This is a genomic window from Roseococcus microcysteis (assembly GCF_014764365.1).
Classification (GTDB): Bacteria; Pseudomonadota; Alphaproteobacteria; order Acetobacterales; family Acetobacteraceae; genus Roseococcus; species Roseococcus microcysteis.
Genome location: NZ_CP061718.1, coordinates 2128618 through 2143745 on the forward strand (window position 1 = coordinate 2128618; position 15128 = coordinate 2143745).

At 73.2% G+C, this 15128-nt stretch carries 15 protein-coding genes; 8 read left to right on the forward strand and 7 right to left on the reverse strand.

Going from position 1 to position 15128, the window contains the following annotated elements:
- Positions 1 to 151 precede the first annotated feature (151 nt).
- From ICW72_RS10275 to ICW72_RS10290, 4 genes are all read left to right on the forward strand, one after another.
- Positions 152 to 1324 carry a murein hydrolase activator EnvC family protein gene (locus ICW72_RS10275; protein WP_191082620.1) on the forward strand — a complete coding sequence of 391 codons (1173 nt, stop codon included), beginning with the start codon at positions 152 to 154 and terminating at the stop codon, positions 1322 to 1324.
- 48 nt (positions 1325 to 1372) lie between these two features.
- Positions 1373 to 1840 carry a GlcG/HbpS family heme-binding protein gene (locus tag ICW72_RS10280; protein WP_191082621.1) on the forward strand — a complete coding sequence of 156 codons (468 nt, stop codon included), beginning with the start codon at positions 1373 to 1375 and terminating at the stop codon, positions 1838 to 1840.
- 77 nt (positions 1841 to 1917) lie between these two features.
- Positions 1918 to 3306 (forward strand): aminotransferase, encoded by a 1389-nt coding sequence (locus ICW72_RS10285; protein WP_191082622.1) that lies wholly within the window; start codon positions 1918 to 1920, stop codon positions 3304 to 3306.
- Between the two features lie 177 nt (positions 3307 to 3483).
- The gene (locus ICW72_RS10290) at positions 3484 to 6015 is read left to right on the forward strand and encodes a response regulator (protein ID WP_191082623.1); all 2532 of its coding nucleotides are present in this window, start codon (positions 3484 to 3486) and stop codon (positions 6013 to 6015) included.
- Here the strand turns inward: ICW72_RS10290 and ICW72_RS10295 are convergent, their stop codons facing one another.
- The 5 genes from ICW72_RS10295 to ICW72_RS10315 are packed head-to-tail and all read right to left on the reverse strand — an operon-like array spanning position 6016 to position 9664.
- Positions 6016 to 6594, reverse strand: coding sequence for a hypothetical protein (locus ICW72_RS10295; protein WP_191082624.1), 579 nt, complete (start codon positions 6592 to 6594; stop codon positions 6016 to 6018).
- Entirely contained in the window at positions 6582 to 7658 is a 1077-nt protein-coding gene (locus ICW72_RS10300; RefSeq protein WP_191082625.1) for a glycosyltransferase family 4 protein, read from the reverse strand. The genes ICW72_RS10295 and ICW72_RS10300 overlap by 13 nt, the downstream gene beginning before the upstream one ends.
- Positions 7655 to 8203: a 16S rRNA (guanine(966)-N(2))-methyltransferase RsmD gene (gene rsmD, locus ICW72_RS10305; protein WP_191082626.1), complete on the reverse strand. Its 549-nt coding sequence runs from the start codon at positions 8201 to 8203 to the stop codon at positions 7655 to 7657. Before rsmD ends, ICW72_RS10300 begins: the two co-directional genes overlap by 4 nt.
- Positions 8203 to 8955: a pseudouridine synthase gene (locus ICW72_RS10310; protein WP_223880517.1), complete on the reverse strand. Its 753-nt coding sequence runs from the start codon at positions 8953 to 8955 to the stop codon at positions 8203 to 8205. Before ICW72_RS10310 ends, rsmD begins: the two co-directional genes overlap by 1 nt.
- Entirely contained in the window at positions 8948 to 9664 is a 717-nt protein-coding gene (locus ICW72_RS10315; protein ID WP_191082627.1) for a gamma-glutamyl-gamma-aminobutyrate hydrolase family protein, read from the reverse strand. The genes ICW72_RS10310 and ICW72_RS10315 overlap by 8 nt, the downstream gene beginning before the upstream one ends.
- Before the next feature lie 80 nt (positions 9665 to 9744).
- Here ICW72_RS10315 and ICW72_RS10320 point away from each other — a divergent pair, with 80 nt between their 5' ends.
- The gene (locus ICW72_RS10320) at positions 9745 to 10176 is read left to right on the forward strand and encodes a nucleoside deaminase (RefSeq protein ID WP_191086220.1); all 432 of its coding nucleotides are present in this window, start codon (positions 9745 to 9747) and stop codon (positions 10174 to 10176) included.
- Between the two features lie 32 nt (positions 10177 to 10208).
- On the opposite strand, the gene ICW72_RS10325 is transcribed toward ICW72_RS10320, so the two are convergent.
- A complete protein-coding gene (locus ICW72_RS10325) occupies positions 10209 to 10475 on the reverse strand; it encodes a WGxxGxxG family protein (RefSeq protein ID WP_191082628.1) in 267 nt (88 codons plus the stop codon).
- Positions 10476 to 10657: 182 nt separating this feature from the next.
- Positions 10658 to 11635 (reverse strand): isoaspartyl peptidase/L-asparaginase family protein, encoded by a 978-nt coding sequence (locus ICW72_RS10330; protein ID WP_223880519.1) that lies wholly within the window; start codon positions 11633 to 11635, stop codon positions 10658 to 10660.
- Positions 11636 to 11743: 108 nt separating this feature from the next.
- Between ICW72_RS10330 and ICW72_RS10335 the strand changes: the two genes are divergently transcribed.
- The 3 genes from ICW72_RS10335 (at position 11744) to ICW72_RS10345 (ending at position 15128) form a co-directional block, all read left to right on the forward strand.
- Positions 11744 to 12706: a Bug family tripartite tricarboxylate transporter substrate binding protein gene (locus ICW72_RS10335; RefSeq protein ID WP_191082629.1), complete on the forward strand. Its 963-nt coding sequence runs from the start codon at positions 11744 to 11746 to the stop codon at positions 12704 to 12706.
- A 391-nt stretch (positions 12707 to 13097) separates the two neighbouring features.
- Positions 13098 to 14111: a ferritin-like domain-containing protein gene (locus ICW72_RS10340; RefSeq protein ID WP_408639201.1), complete on the forward strand. Its 1014-nt coding sequence runs from the start codon at positions 13098 to 13100 to the stop codon at positions 14109 to 14111.
- A 3-nt stretch (positions 14112 to 14114) separates the two neighbouring features.
- Positions 14115 to 15128, forward strand: coding sequence for a hypothetical protein (locus ICW72_RS10345; RefSeq protein WP_191082630.1), 1014 nt, complete (start codon positions 14115 to 14117; stop codon positions 15126 to 15128).

Here is a 15128-nt window from a genome sequence, read left to right on the forward strand (position 1 = left end):
GGCGTTCCTTTCCGGGAAGGTTTCTCGCACGGGCGCGGGAGGGAGGAAACCTTGGCGCGTGATCGCCGCAGGGCGGAACGCCTGGAGGCGTGAATCACGCGCGCTCATGGTCCTTGGCGGTGAGGCCCGGTCTGTGGTCTGGTCCGCCCCCATGATGCGGGGATGGTTTCTGGGGGCGGCGATCTGGCTGGCGGCGGGTGGTGGCGTGGCGGCGCAAAGTGCCGCCGAGGCGCAGCGCCAGGCCGCCGAGGCCCGCCGCGCGGCCGAGGCCGCCGAGGAACGTCGCGCCGAGGCCGAGGCCGAGGCCGAACGCCTGGCCACCGAGCGCGTGGCCGGCGCCGCCCGGGCCCAGGCGGCCGAACGCGCCCTGCTGGACGCCACCGAACGTGCGGAAGCCTTGGCCACCGCCGAGGCCGCGGCACGGGCGGAAGTGGCGGAACTTTCCGCCCGCATCGCCCCCCTGCTGCCGGTGCTGATGCGCGTGGCCCGCGAACCCGCCCCCCTGCTGCTCGCCGCCCCATTGCCCCCGGAGGAGGTCACGCTGGGACTGGCCGCCATGCGCGGCATGGTGCGGGAGGCGCAACTCCTGGCCGCCCGGCTGCGCGATGCCGCCACCCGCGCGCGGGAAGAGGCGGAGGCGTTGGACGCTGCCCGCGCGCGCCTCGCCGCCACCGAGGCCGCGGCCCGCGAGGCCGCCGCCGCGCTGGACGCGCAATTCGCCGAGGCGCAGCGCAACCTGACCCTCCAGACCCGCGCCGAGCGCCGCGCCGCCGAACAGGCGGAGGCCGCCATCGCCCGCGCCACCTCGCTGGCCGAGGCGCTGGCGCGGGTCGAGGCAGCCCAGGCGCGGGCGGAGGCGGCGCGCGCCCGGGCCGAGGCCCGCGCGGCCGCGGCCGCCGCCCGCCGCGCCCGGCCCGCCCCCGCCCCCGCGCCGGCCCCACCCCCGGCCGACCCCACACCCGCCGGCAGCATCCCCCCCGTCGCCGGGCGGCTGGTGCGCGGCTTCGGCTCGCCCGGCGAGGGCGGGCCGGCGCGGGGGCTGACCTTCTCGGCGGCACCCGGCGCGCGGGTGGTGACGCCATGCGCGGGGTCCATCGCCTTCGCCGCGCCCTTCCGCAGCTATGGGCACCTCGTCATCGTCGAATGCGGGGCGGGGCAGCACCTGGTGCTGGGGGGCATGGCGCGGCTGGATGTGCGGGCCGGCCAGCGCCTGCGCGCGGGCGAGCCGGTGGGGGTGCTGGCGCCCTCGGGCAGCCCCACCCTCTATGTGGAGCTGCGGCGGCGCGGCGAGGCGGTGGACCCCCGCCCGCTGCTGCGGATTTGACCCGGCGCCGTTCCGGGTTAATTCGGGGCAAGGATAAAGGAGACGACCATGCCCCAGCCCGCCCACCCGGCCGCCGTGAACGGCCTCACCCTCGCCCAGGCCGAGACCATCGCCGATGCCGCCCTCGCCAAGGGCCGCGAGCTGGGGCTGCTGCCGCTCTGCGTCGTGGTGCTGGATGCCGGCGGCCATGTGAAGGTGATGAAGCGCGAGGATGGCGCGAGCCTGCTGCGCCCCGAGATCGCGATGGGCAAGGCCTATGGCGCGCTGGCCATGGGCTTCGGCACGCGGGAGCTGGCGCGGCGGGCCCAGTCCATGCCGGGCTTCACCAACGCGCTGTCCGACCTGACGGGCGGCAAAGCGGTGCCGGCCCAGGGCGGCGTGCTGGTGCGCGATGCGGCCCATGTGCTGCTCGGCGCCGTGGGCATCTCGGGCGATGTCTCGGCCAAGGATGAGGAAGCCTGCATCGCGGGCATCGAGGCGGCCGGGCTGGCGCCGGACACGGGTGATCCCGCCTGACCCTCATCAGGGACTGACAGCGGCGCGCGGATGGGCCTAGGCTCCCTTCCCGAGGAACCGGGAAAGGGAGAACCATCATGCGCGCCAACAACCTGCACATGGCGGATATCGCCCATATGGTGCACCAGCAGACCGACCTCGACGCCCATGGGCGCGAGGGGGCGGTGCTGATCGCCAAGGGTGACGGCGTGCATGTGGTGGACACCGAGGGCCGGCGCTACATCGAGGCCATGGCGGGTCTCTGGTGCGCGTCGCTCGGCTTTTCCGAGAAGCGGCTGGCGGATGCGGCCTACAAGCAGCTTCTCGCCCTGCCCTACTACCACACCTTCTTCCAGAAGGGGCATGAGCCCTCGGTGCGGCTCGCCGAAAAGCTCGTGGAGATGGCGCCCGGCGACCTCAGCCACGTGATGTTCCAATGCTCGGGCAGCGAGGCCAATGACGCGGCCATCAAGGTCATCTGGTACTACAACAATCTGCGCGGCAAGCCGCAGAAGAAGAAGCTGATCGGGCGCATCCGCGGCTATCACGGCAACACCGTCGCCACCGCGTCCCTGTCCGGCCAGCCGCACATGCAGGCGGATTTCGACCTGCCCTATGGCGACCGCTTCCTGCACATCTCCAACCCGCACTACTACCGCTTCCACGAGGCGGGCGAGACGGAGCGCGAATTCTCCGCCCGCATGGCCGCCGAGCTCGAAGCCCTGATCGAGCGCGAGGGCGCCGACACCATCGCCGCCTTCTTCGCCGAGCCGGTGCAGGGCGGCGGCGGCGCCATCACCCCGCCGGAGGGGTATTTCGACCTCATCCAGCCCATCCTGAAGAAGCACGACATCCTCTTCGTGGCCGATGAGGTGATCTGCGGCTTCGGCCGCACCGGGAACCTCTGGGGCTGTGAGACCTATGGCATCACACCCGACATCCTGACCTGCGCGAAGCAGCTCACGGCCGCCTACCAGCCGCTCTCCGCCACGCTGATCAGCCGGCCCATCCAGGAGGCGCTGATCGCGGGCTCGAAGAAGCATGGCAGCTTCGGCCATGGCTTCACCTATGGCGGCCATCCGGTGGCCTGCGCGGTGGGGCTGGAGACGCTGGCCATCTATGAGGAGCGCGACATGGTGGGCCATGTGCGCGCCGTCTCGCCCGCCTTCCTCGACGGGCTGGCCGCCTTCCGCGACCATCCGCTGGTGGGCGATGTGCGGGGCGTGGGGTTGATCGCCGGCGTGGAACTCATGGCCGACAAGGCCACCCGCACGCCCTTCGCCCCCAGCCGCAAGGTGGGCGTGCTGGTGCAGAACAAGTGCCATGAGGCCGGGCTGATCGTCCGCGCCATCGGCGACCGCATCGCCTTCACGCCGCCGCTCATCATCAGCGAGGCCGAGATCCAGGACATGTGCCGCCGCTTCGGCCAGGGCCTGGACGCCGCCTGGGCCGAGCTGGGGCCGGAGGCACGCGCCGCCGCGGAGTGAACAAACCAGAAGTTACAAGCCTGTGGCGCAAGGCAGCCCCGCATGTTCAGGAATGCCTCGCAAACCGGGACGAATGCCGCTAATATAGGCGTCATGGCCCCCACAAAGCCACTTCTTGAGACGCGGCGGAAGGCCGGGGCTCCCGCCCCGCGCCGTTCCACGCGCCTCTACCCGACCGTGGCGGCCATCGTGATCCTGTGCCTGCTGGGCGTCTGGGGCATCGTCACCTATCGCGGCCACACCGAGGCGCGGCGCGAGGCGGAACGCCTGACCGAAGCCGTCGCCGTCGCCCTGTCCGACCAGCTCACCCGCGCCATCCAGACCGTGGACCTCATGCTGCTGGACGTGGCTGAGCGCCCGCGGGAACGGGTGGCGGCCGCGCTGGCCGGCGAACGTTCCAGCCTGCTGGGGGATCTCACGCAGCTTCGCGCGCTGGGCGTCACCGATACGGGCGGCGTGGTGATCCACGCCACGGCGGACCCGCTGGTGGGCGTGGACCTCGCCAACCGTGACTGGTTCCGCGTGCTGCGCTTCGGCGGGCAGCAGCTGCGCCTGGGCCCGCCCGAGGCCGGGCGCTTCCTGGCCGGCACCAACCCCCGCGCCATCGCGGAAAGCGGGCTGTGGTCCATTCCCCTCGCCCGCGCCATCCGCACGGCCACAGGCGAGTTCGACGGCGCCGTGGTGGCGCTGCTGAACCCCGACTACCTGATCTCCATCTCGCAGCAATATGCCAGCGCCTTCGGCGTCACGGTGCGGCTGCACGCCTTCAACGGCGCGCTGCTGGTGCGGTCCGACGGCGCGCGGGAGGGCATCGGGACCATCCATCCCGGCGCCTGGCCTTTCCGCAACTTCCTGCCCCGGCGCGAGAGCGGCACCTACACCGGCGCCGACCAGGACGGGCTGGACATCATCGGCAGCTTCGCCGTGACGCGGCAGGGGTTGTTCGTGGTGGAGGTGGTCCGCCGCCAGGACGACGCCTTCGACGGCATCCGCGCGCTGAGCCTGCTGCTGCTGGTGGGCATCGGCGTGGCGGGGCTGGCCATCCTGGGCGCGCTGGCGCTGGTCATCCGCCAGGCGCAGGCGCTGGAGGCCCAGGGCCGCCGCCTCAAGGAAAGCGAACGCCAGGCCCGCGCCGCCTCCCGCGCCAAGGAGGATTTCCTGGCCAGCATGAGCCACGAGATCCGCACGCCCATGAACGGCGTGATCGGCATGACCGGCCTGCTGCTCGATACGCGCCTCGACCCCCTGCAGCGCCGCTATGGCGAGACCATCCAGAACTCGGCCGAGCACCTGCTGATGGTGCTGAACGACATCCTCGACCTGTCCAAGCTCGAAGCCGGCGCGGTGGAGCTGGAGCGCGTGCCCTTCGATCTGGAGCGCGAGATCGGCACCATCGTCGAGCTCTTCGCCCCCCGCGCCGCCACCAAGGATGTGGAGCTGGTGGTGGCGCTCGATCCCTCCCTGCCCGCCCAGGTGGTGGGCGACCCGGGGCGCTTCCGCCAGGTGCTGTTCAACCTCGTCGGCAATGCGGTGAAGTTCACCGAGCATGGCTGGATCGAGCTGGAGATCAGCGCCGAACGCCTGCGCGGCAAGCGCGAATGGCTGCTGCGCTGCCATGTGCTGGACACCGGCATCGGGCTGGAGGCGCACCAGATCCCGCATCTGTTCGAACGCTTCACCCAGGCCGATGCCTCCATCAACCGCAAATATGGCGGCACCGGCCTGGGGCTGGCCATCTGCAAGCGCCTCGCGGAGGAGATGGGCGGCAACATCGAGGCCGCCCCGCGCGATCCGACGCTGCCACGCGGCGGCGGCAGCCGCTTCAGCTTCACGCTCCGCACCGGCGTCTCCGCCACGCCGGCCGAGCCGCCGCGCATTGATGGCCTGGTCGGGCTGCGCGTGCTGGTGGTGGATGACCTGGAGATCAACCGCGAAATCCTGGTGCGGCAGCTGACGGCCATGGGGGCGCTGGCCATCGCGGTGCCCGATGCCACGAGCGCCATGCAGACCATCCTCGCCGCGGCGGAGGCCAACCAGTCGGTGCAGGCGATGGTGCTGGACGGGCAGTTGGGCGAGACCAACGGCCTCGACCTCGCCCGCCGTGTCCGCGCCACGCAGGGGCTGCCGCGCATGGCCATCCTGCTGTGCAGCTCGGGCGCCGATCTCGCGCGCGAACAGCCGCATGAGGGGCTGGTGGACGCCATGCTGCTGAAGCCCACCCTGCCCGCCCGGCTGCGCGACGCCCTGCAGCACGCCATGCGAGGGCCAGGGGCGGCCGCACAGGTCCCCGCGCCCACGCCCGAACCCGCCGCCGAGATGCCGCGCCGCCATGTGCTGCTGGTCGAGGACAACCCGACCAACCAGATGGTCATGCGCGCGCTGCTGGCGAAGATGAACTGCGAGGTGGTGGTGGCGGGCGATGGCGATGAGGGTGTCACCATCGCCGAGGCCCATGCCTTCGACCTCATCCTCATGGATCTGCAGATGCCGGTGGTGGATGGGCTGGAAGCGACCCGCCGCATCCGTGCCGGGGACGGGCCCAACAGGCGCGCCCCCATCATCGGCCTGACGGCGGCGGTGGGGCTGGTCTATGAACGGCAATGCCGCGCGGCCGGGATGGATGACTACCTGCCCAAGCCCGTGCAGCGCAGCGCCCTGCTGGAACGCCTGATGGCAGCGCCGCATGGCGCCATCGCGCCGGCAGGCTGATCAACCCTCCCAGACCACCTCGCAGGCCAGGCCCGCGCGCAGCCAGAGCGTGGCGGGGCCGGGGCCTCGCGCCATGGGCGCATGCGGCAGGCCCCAGCGCAATGCGGCGCGCGGCAGGGGGCCGCGCAGGGCGCGCAGGCGGGGTTCGGGCAGCGTGTCCAGATGAGGCAGCGTGACCCAGGCGGCCTCGCCCGCCGCCAGGCGCAGCACCGGCCGCGCACCGCCCGCCCCCAGCGCCACCACCGCGCCACGGCCCAGGATGCGCGCGGCCTGCCAGGGGGGTTCGGGCGGGGCGTCCCAGGCGCGCAGGGCGGGGCGGCCGTGCTGGTTCAGGGACAGGGCGATGGGCGCGCCCTCGGCCCGCAGCGCCACGGGGCCGGAGGCGGCGCATTCCACCCAGCCCGCGCGCAGCAGCGCCCCCGGCAGGCGGGCGGCGCCCACCACCAGCACGGAGAGGGGCGCGGGGCGCGGCAGGTGCAGCGCCAGCGTGCCGGCCTGGGGCGCGTCCAGGCGGAAGGGCGCCTCGCACAGCCAGAAGCGGGCGGGGCCGGGCGGGCGGTCCAGGATCAGGCGGCGCATCTGGCGGCCGCAGCCTCGATCAGGCGGGCGGTGAGGGTGATCATGGCCGCCTCGTCGCAAGCCTCCGCCACCGCGCGTGCCGCCGCCACACGGGCCGCCGTGCCCGCGCCGTCGGCCAGCAGGGCGCGGAAAGCGGCGGCGATGGAATCGGCCTCGCGCGGGATGATGCGCGCCACGGCCTCGGGCGCCGGCCAGGCCTCCAGCGCGGCGCGGGTGGCCAGGATGGGGCAGCCGGCGCGGGCCGCCTCCAGCAGCACCAGCGGCGCGCCCTCATGCCGGGAGGGCAGCACCATCGCATCGGCCGAGGCGAGCAGCGCCGGCACATCCGCGACGCGGCCCAGCAGCCGCACCCCGGCGGCGGCGAGGGCGGGCGCGAAGGGCCCCTCCCCCGCCAGGGCCAGCAGCCCCGGCGCCACCGCCCAGGACAAGGCGGGGGCCAGGTGCGCGCCCTTGCGGTCATCGAGGCGCCCCACCTGCACCAGCAGCGGAACCCCCGAGGGCAGGTTGAAGCGGGCACGGTCCGCCACGGGGGGAGGCGCGGGTGGCAGCCCATTGGGCACCACGGCCACCTGGCCATGCGGCAGGTCGAACAGCGCCTCCAGCCGCCGCGCGGCCGGGGCGGAAACGGCGGCCCAGCCCAGGCGCAGCCCGGCCACCAGCGCGGCCTCGGCCGGGGTGGAGTTCCAGTCCACCCGGACCAGATGCGCCACGGCCAGGGTGGGGATCGCGGCCTCCGACAGCGCCCGCAGCGCGCCCAGCGCGGCATTGGGCAGGGGGCAGCAGACCAGCGCGGACTCGGCGCCGCGCAGGAACGGGCGCAGCGCCTCGCCTTGCCGGGCCAGGGCGACGGCCAGCGGCGCGTCGGGGTCCATGTGCAGCGGGGCGGGATGGGGGGCGCAGCCGGAAAGGGCCGCGCCCGCGGCGGCGAGCGTGGCGGGTTCGGCCACCACCAGCACCTCGGCGCCCATGCGCGCCAGGCCGCGTGCCACCTGCAGGGTCTGCGCCTCCGCGCCGCCGAAGCCGGGCGAGGGCACCACCACCAGCAGGCGGCGCAGCGCGATCATCCGCCCAGGACCAAGAGCCGCGCCTTGCCATGGGCGCGGTCCGTCAGCACCGGGAAGCGGGTTTCCGGCGCCTCGTCCTTGGGGCCGAGCTCGGCGCAGATGATGGCCCCGGGCGCGAACCAGCCGGCCGCGTCCAGCGCGTCCAGCGCGGGCTTCAGCAGGCCAGAACCATAGGGCGGGTCCAGGAAGGCCAGGGTGCAGGGGGTGACGGCGCGGGGCGGCCGGGTGGCATCGGCCGCCAGCACCCGCGCCTTCGCCCCCGCGCAGGCGGCGATGTTGGCGCGCAGCGCGGAGAGCGCCGCGCGGTCGGTTTCCAGGAAGGTGGCCTCCGCCGCACCGCGCGACAGCGCCTCCAGCCCATAGGCCCCGGTGCCGGCGAAGGCGTCCAGCACCACGGCCCCCTCCACCAGCTCACGCCCCGCCCAGGGGGCATGCCAGAGCATGTCGAACAGCGCCTGCCGCGCGCGGATGGCGGTGGGGCGCGTTCCCAGCCCCTCCGGGGCCTGAAGCCGCCTGCCCTTCCAGGCGCCGGCGATGATGCGCATCAGCGCTTGCGGGCCGGCGCCGCCAGCCCAAGCTGTTCGCGCACCACCTTCGGGTTCACCTCCTCCACCGCGCCACGGTCCATGGTGCCGAGCTGGAAGGGGCCATAGGCGACGCGGATGAGGCGCGAGACCTCCAGCCCCAGATAGGCCATGACGCGGCGGATCTCGCGGTTCTTGCCCTCGTGCAGGGCCACGGTCAGCCAGGCGTTGTCGCCCTTCTTGGAATCGAGCCCCGCCTCGATAGGCGCGTAGCGGATGCCCTCGATGGTCACGCCCTGGGCCAGGACCTCCAGCGCCTTCTCGTTCACCAGGCCGAAGACGCGCACGCGATAGCGCCGCACCCAGCCATTCGAGGGCAGTTCCAGCCGCCGCGCCAGCGCGCCGTCATTGGTCAGCAGCAGCAGCCCCTCGCTGTTGTAGTCGAGGCGGCCGATGGAGATGAGGCGGGGCAAATCCTCCGGCAGCTTCTCGAAGACGGTGGGGCGGCCTTCCGGGTCCTTGTGGGTCGTCATCAGCCCCGCGGGCTTGTGGTAGCGGAAGAGGCGCGTGCGCTCCGGCTCGTTCACCGCCTTGCCGTCCACGGTGACGATGTCGCCGGGCTGGACGAAGGTGGCCGGCTGGGTGACGGGCTTGCCCTCCAGCGTCACGCGGCCTTCGGCGATGATCTTCTCCGCATCGCGGCGCGAGGCGACGCCGGCACGAGCGAGCCATTTGGCGATGCGCTCGCCTTCGGGCTTCTTCACGTCAACCACGGCACGCCTCCACGAACGCCTTCAGGATCAACGGGTCGGCCGGGTCCACCGCATATTCGGGGTGCCACTGCACCCCCAGGGCGAAGCGATGCGCGGGCGCCTCGATGCCCTCGATCAGCCCATCGGGGGCGCGGGCGTTCACCACCAGCCCCTCGCCCACGCTCCGCACCGCCTGGTGGTGCGCGGAGTTCACCGCCATGCGCGCGCGGCCCGTGATGCGCGCCAGCAGGGTGCCGGGTGCCACCTCCACCTCATGCCCCGGCTCGGTGCGCGGGTTGGGCTGTTCGTGGGCGATGTCGGAAGGCGCCTCGTCCGGGATGTGCTGGTGCAGGGTGGCGCCGAGCGCCACCGCCAGAAGCTGCTGCCCGCCGCAGATGCCCAGCACCGGCATGTCGCGCGCCAGGGCGGCGCGGGTCGCGGCCAGTTCGAAATCCGTCCGGCCGGGCTTCAGCACCACCTTGGGGTGGGGCGCGCCGCCGCCCCACAAGGCGGGGTCCACGTCGAAGGCGCCGCCCGTCACCAGCAGCCCGTCCAGCGCGGCCAGGTAGTCCAGCGCCAGCTCGGGCGCATGGGGCAAGGCCACCGGCAACCCGCCGGCCGCGATGACGGCGGAAAAGTAGTTCTGGCGCAGCGCATACCAGGGCAGCTTCGACCAGCCGCCGGCGGCCTCGCTGTCCAGGGTCAGGCCGATGAGGGGGCGTTTCTCCATGCGCCCTTGTGACGCGGGGGCGCCGCCCGCCGCAAGTGGCGCGGCCGCGACTTCTGCGGCACAAGCGCCGCATGTCGCCCATGGAGATCGCGCTGGAAGAGGCCCGCGCCGCCGCCCTGCGCGGCGAGGTGCCGGTGGGCGCAGTCGTCACCGACGCCGCGGGCACCGTGCTGGCCCGCGCCGGTAATGAGGTGGAGGCGCGCCACGACCCCTCCGCCCATGCCGAGATCCTGGCCATGCGCGCCGCCGCGACCCGTCGCGCCGACAAGCACCTGGAGGACGCGACGCTCTGGGTCACGCTCGAGCCCTGCGCCATGTGCGCCCAGGCGGCCAGCCTGTTCCGGGTGAAGCGCGTGGTCTTCGGCGCCTATGACCCGAAATCGGGCGGGGTGGAGCATGGCGCCCGCGTCTTCGCCCACCGCCAATGCCACCACGCGCCCGAGGTGGTGGGCGGCGTGCGCGAGGCCGACGCCGCCGCCCTGCTGCGGGACTTCTTCCAGGCCCGGCGGTAACCCCGGGGGGCCCCGACCGGCGGATCACCTGCTCAGCGACGGGTGTCCGGATGGATGGTCCCGGCCCGGTCGCGCCGCATGAAGAGCGGTGCCAGCCCCGCAAGCCCGATCAAGCCGAGCCAGCCCCAGTTGAACCCGTCGGTGCGCCCGCCGCCCCCCTGGAAGCCGCCCGTGGCGGGGGCGGTGGTCGTGCCGGTCGTGGTCGTGGCGGGCTGCGCCTGCACCGCCGGGGTCAGGACGGGCGCCGAGAGCAGGGCAGCCACCAGGGCCGCCTGGCAGACGCGAGTGAATCTGGCCATGGAACATCTCCGTTGCACTGTGGTGTAGCAAATGAACGCCACGCTACGACGCCCGTTGCACCGATATTCCATCATGATGCAGAGGAATGACAGTAATAAAGCCATCCTGTTATTGATATTTACAGGCCTGCCTCCACCCTTCCGACCCATAAGCTTGGCAGTTACGCGCAAAATATTTACGGTCAAGCACCAGCTTCTGCGCGCGGGGCGGCAGGGGCCGGCGTCTCCTCATGGATGGCGACCATGGGCCGCCCGCCCGCGCGCCAGGCGCCCCGATACATCCCCTCCGTGTTGAAGGGCAGCGCGGCATGGCCCGCCGCATCCACCGCGATCAGCCCGCCGCGCCCGCCCGCCGCCGGGACATCGGTGCCGATCACCCGCGCGCAGGCCTGTTCCAGCGTCTCGCCCAGATGGCGCATCCGCGCGCTGATCTCATGCGCGGCGGCGGCGCGGATGAAGGCCTCGCCCGTGCCGGTGCAGGAAATGGCGACGGTGCCATCCGCCCAGGTGCCCGCGCCGAAGACCGGGCAATCCCCCACCCGCCCCGGCCGCTTGTTGGTCATGCCGCCCGTGGAGGTCGCGGCGGCGAGCCGCCCGGCCGCATCGCGCGCCACCGCGCCCACGGTTCCCATCCGGGCCGGCACGTCATGGTCCAGCGCCACGCGGTCCTGTGCGCGGGCAGCTTCCAACTGCGCCAGGCGGTGTTCGGTGCGGAAATAGTCGGCCGGGGCCAGATCGAGCCCCGCGGCGGCGGCGAAGGCATCGGCCGCGGCGCCGGACAGCAGCACATGCCGCCCGCCCTCCAGCACCGCCCGCGCGGCGCGGATGGGGTTGCGCGGGCGTGTCACACCCGTCACCGCGCCGGCCTTTCCTTCGCCCAGCATCAGCGCCGCGTCCATCTCGATGGTGCCGTCCGAGGTGAAGGTGCTGCCGCGCCCGGCGTTGAACAGCGGGCAATCCTCCAGCGCGCGCACGGCCTCCACCACCGCATCCCCGGCCGTGCCGCCGGCGCGCAGCACCGCCGCGCCGGCCTCCAGCGCCGCCATCAGCCCGGCGCGATACTCCGCCTCCCTACCGCCCGTCAGCGCCGCGCGCGGAATGGTGCCCGCGCCCCCGTGAATGGCGAGCGTCCAGCCCGCCGCCTCCCTGTCCATCGTCATATCCTCCTGCACGGCCAGCATTCGCCGCGCGCGCCCGCGCCGCAAGCCGCTTGCGGGGCGCCCCGGTTCCGCCTATCCGCGCAGACACCCGAGGGAAGGAAACCGCACATGAACCGCCGCGCCCTGCTGTCCGCGATCCCGGCCGCCGCCATCGCCACCTCCGCGTCCGCCCAGACCTGGCCCGCGCAGCCTGTCCGCGCCATCGTGCCCTTCGCCGCCGGCAGCGCCACCGACATCCTGGGCCGCCTTTTCGCCGAGCGCATGCGCGACAATCTGGGCCAGCCGGTGGTGGTGGAGAACCGCGCCGGCGCCTCGGGCATGATCGGCGCCGAGGCCGTGGCCCGCGCCGCCCCCGATGGCTACACGGTGCTCTTCGGCACCAACTCCACCCAGGCCGCCGCCAACGCCCTGTTCCGCCGCGTGCCCTATGACCAGGAGCGTGACTTCGCGCCGGTCTCGACGCTGGCCTCCATCCCGCTGCTGGTGGCGGTCGCCGCCAACTCGCCCTACCGCACCCTGCAGGACCTGATCACCGCCGCGCGGGAGCGGCCGGAGAGCATCAGCTTCGCTTCCGCCTCCTCCTCGCAGCAGGTGGCGGCCGAGATGCTCGCCGCCATGGCCGGCGTGAAGATGCTGAACGTGCCCTACCGTTCCTCGCCCAACGCGGTGCAGGACCTGATCGCGGGGCGGGTGAACCTCTTCGTGGCCGACCAGGCCGTGATCCTGCCCGGCGTGCAGGGCGGGCAGCTGCGGGTGCTGGGCATCACGACCCGCACGCGCTCGGCGCAATTGCCGGACGTGGCGCCGGTGGCCGAGCAGGGCCTGCCCGACTACGAGCTGTTTGCCTGGTTCGCGCTGATGGTGCCCGCGGCCACCCCCGCCCCCATCATCCAGCGGCTGAACGTGGCGGTGCGCCATGCGATGTCGGACAGCACCTTGCAGGAGCGCCTCAGCACCGGCTTCGGCATGGCGCTGCTGCCCTCGACGCCGGCCGAGGCCGCGGCCTTCATCCGCGCCGAAACCACCAAGTGGACCAACGCCATCCGCGCCGCGGGGATCGAGCCGCAGTAAAACGCACCTCCGCTGGAGCTTTCGGAAAGCCGCACGCCTGTGATGGGCGCGCGGCTTTTTCGTTGAGGTGGGCCTGCCTCCCCAAACGGCACATGAAATCCTGGCGGCGGGCGGCCCCCATACCCGAGCTGATGAACCCGACGGGTTCCGCAGGGCGCTTGAGAATGCCAGCAGGGGCAAGGCCGCCCAGCGCCGCAGCTGGGAAGAATCACCGTGGGATATCGGAAGCCATCCTCGCCGGGGACGAGGCGTTGGCCGCCCGCCGCGCCGAGGCCCATGTCCGCAGCGCCGGGGCTCCGGACTGACCTGCCGCGCGTGGACTTGCGCGCGGGCCACGGGTAATCAGGTAAGGACGGCCCACCCCTCGCGCGCCCCTCGGAGCCACGCCGCCTTGAGCCATTCTGTCTCGGACATCGACGCCCGCCTCTCCGGCAGCCTCGACGACAACCTGGCCGGGCGCCTGCCCGACGCGGCGACGGTCGCCGCCGCCGATGCCCGCGCCCGCCACTGGCACAGCCCCGAGCCCGGCCGGCTGCGCCCCGGCTCGCCCGAGCACAAGCGCGCCGTCTGCCGGATGTTCGAGGAGACCTTCAACCCCTACAAGCCGAGCGTCATTCCCTGGCCCAAGCTCGACGCCGAGGCGCTGAACCGCATCACCTCGCTCCCCATCTGGGACATCGCGGTGCAGACCGAGGGCAAGGCGCGGCTGCGCATGGCCGCCTATGCCGCCACCATCCAGGACCCCGAGATGCGCGAGACCATCGCGCGCAATGGCTGGGAGGAGAACCGCCACAAGGAGGTGCTGTCGCGCCTGGTGGCCGCCTATGACATCAAGCTGGCGCCCGAGCCCGAATACGTCCACCCGAAGGACGCGGAATGGGCCTATCTCGTCACCGGCTTCAGCGAATGCGTGGACAGCTTCTTCGCCTTCGGCCTGTTCGAGATGGCCCGGCGCTCCGGCTTCTTCCCCACGGAACTGACGGACACCTTCGAGCCGGTGATCCAGGAGGAATGCCGGCACATCCTGCTCTTCGCCAACTGGCTGGCCTGGCACCGGGCGAACATGCCGCTCTGGCGCCGCCCCTGGTTCGAGCTGCGGGTCTGGGCCGTCTGGGCCTTCCTGGGCTGGGAGCGCATCGGCCTGGCCAAGACCGTGGATGGCAGCGGCCAGGAACAGAAGCAGGACAACAATTTCACCGTGACCGGCGCCAAGTCGGTCTCCGCCGAGGACTACACCCTGGCCGACATCATTGACCTCTGCCTCGCCGAGAATGACCGGCGCTTCGCGGGCTATGATGCCCGCCTGCTGCGCCCCACCACCATGCCGGCCCTGGCCCGCTTCGCGCGCTTCTTCCTGCGCGCCCCCAACCGCATGGCGCCCCCCGCCACGCCGGCGGCGGGCTGAGCGATGACGGAGGGTTGGTTCCTCTACGCGCTGGCCATGCTCGCGCGCAGCGCGGCGCTCGGCAGCGCCGCCTTCCTGCTGGTCGCGGCCCCGCCCGCGGTGCGGCCTTTGGCCCGCTATGTCACCACCGTGGCCGCCGTGCTGGCGGTGCTGGTGGCGCTGCTGGTCCTGCCCTCCACCGCGGGTTGGGGCGGCTTGATCGGCGCGCTGATGGCGCTGGGCGGCGGGGCGGCGACGGCCGCGCTGGCCTGGAAGGACGGGCCGCCGGCCCCCATCGTGGGCGCGGCCACCGTGTTGCTGCTGGGCGGCATCCTGCAGGGGGGCGCCCATGCCGGCGCCCTGCCCGTTCTGGCCACCTTCCTGCGCGAATCGGGCGCGGCCATCTGGATGGGCAGCCTGCCTTTGCTCTGGTTCGCCCTGCGTGGCACCGGCGCCATGCGCAGCGCCCGCAACCACCGGATGCTGGCGCTGGGCGGCATGGCGCTGGCCCTGCCGGGCGTGCTGATGCTGGGCGCGCAGATGGGCCCGGGCGTCGCGGCCCCCGGCGGCATGATCCTCGCCACGGCGGGGCTGATCCTGGGGCTGGTGAAGCTGACGCTGTGGCAGGCCTGGCTGCTGCGCGGCGAGGTCCCGCCCGACCGGCTGCTGGCCCTGACCGAGGCCTCCATCCTGATCGCTACCGCCCTTTGCGGCCCCATCGCCGCGCTGTTCATGGGGGTGCCGGTGCCGGGGCTCTGGGCCGTGCTGCCGGTCTTCCTGGTGGCGGCGGCGCTGGCGCTGAGCGTGTGGTTCACCTCGCTTCCGGGCGGCATCCTCGCCCTGCTGCTGGTCGCGGCCGGCACGGTGGCGCTGGGCGCGGGTGCGGCGCTGGTCGGCCTGCTGGCCGTCATGGCGGGCTGCCTGCGCTGGCTCGCCCGGCGCCAGCCCGAGACCTGTGAGGGCAGCACCAGCCAGGCCTTCTGGCCCGGCGTGGCGCTGGCGGCCCTGGTGGCGGCGCTGCTGGTGCATGCGGTTTAG

Bases quoted from the DNA above. Each gene is read 5' to 3' on its own strand.
- ICW72_RS10345 (WP_191082630.1), top strand. From the start codon at position 14,115: ATGACGGAGGGTTGGTTCCTCTACGCGCTGGCCATGCTCGCGCGCAGC.
- ICW72_RS10300 (WP_191082625.1), bottom strand. From the start codon at position 7,658: ATGATCGCGCTGCGCCGCCTGCTGGTGGTGGTGCCCTCGCCCGGCTTC.
- ICW72_RS10330 (WP_223880519.1), bottom strand. From the start codon at position 11,635: ATGACGATGGACAGGGAGGCGGCGGGCTGGACGCTCGCCATTCACGGG.
- ICW72_RS10315 (WP_191082627.1), bottom strand. From the start codon at position 9,664: ATGGAGAAACGCCCCCTCATCGGCCTGACCCTGGACAGCGAGGCCGCC.
- ICW72_RS10275 (WP_191082620.1), top strand. From the start codon at position 152: ATGATGCGGGGATGGTTTCTGGGGGCGGCGATCTGGCTGGCGGCGGGT.
- ICW72_RS10285 (WP_191082622.1), top strand. From the start codon at position 1,918: ATGCGCGCCAACAACCTGCACATGGCGGATATCGCCCATATGGTGCAC.
- ICW72_RS10325 (WP_191082628.1), bottom strand. From the start codon at position 10,475: ATGGCCAGATTCACTCGCGTCTGCCAGGCGGCCCTGGTGGCTGCCCTG.
- rsmD (WP_191082626.1), bottom strand. From the start codon at position 8,203: ATGCGCATCATCGCCGGCGCCTGGAAGGGCAGGCGGCTTCAGGCCCCG.
- ICW72_RS10295 (WP_191082624.1), bottom strand. From the start codon at position 6,594: ATGCGCCGCCTGATCCTGGACCGCCCGCCCGGCCCCGCCCGCTTCTGG.
- ICW72_RS10320 (WP_191086220.1), top strand. From the start codon at position 9,745: ATGGAGATCGCGCTGGAAGAGGCCCGCGCCGCCGCCCTGCGCGGCGAG.
- ICW72_RS10280 (WP_191082621.1), top strand. From the start codon at position 1,373: ATGCCCCAGCCCGCCCACCCGGCCGCCGTGAACGGCCTCACCCTCGCC.
- ICW72_RS10335 (WP_191082629.1), top strand. From the start codon at position 11,744: ATGAACCGCCGCGCCCTGCTGTCCGCGATCCCGGCCGCCGCCATCGCC.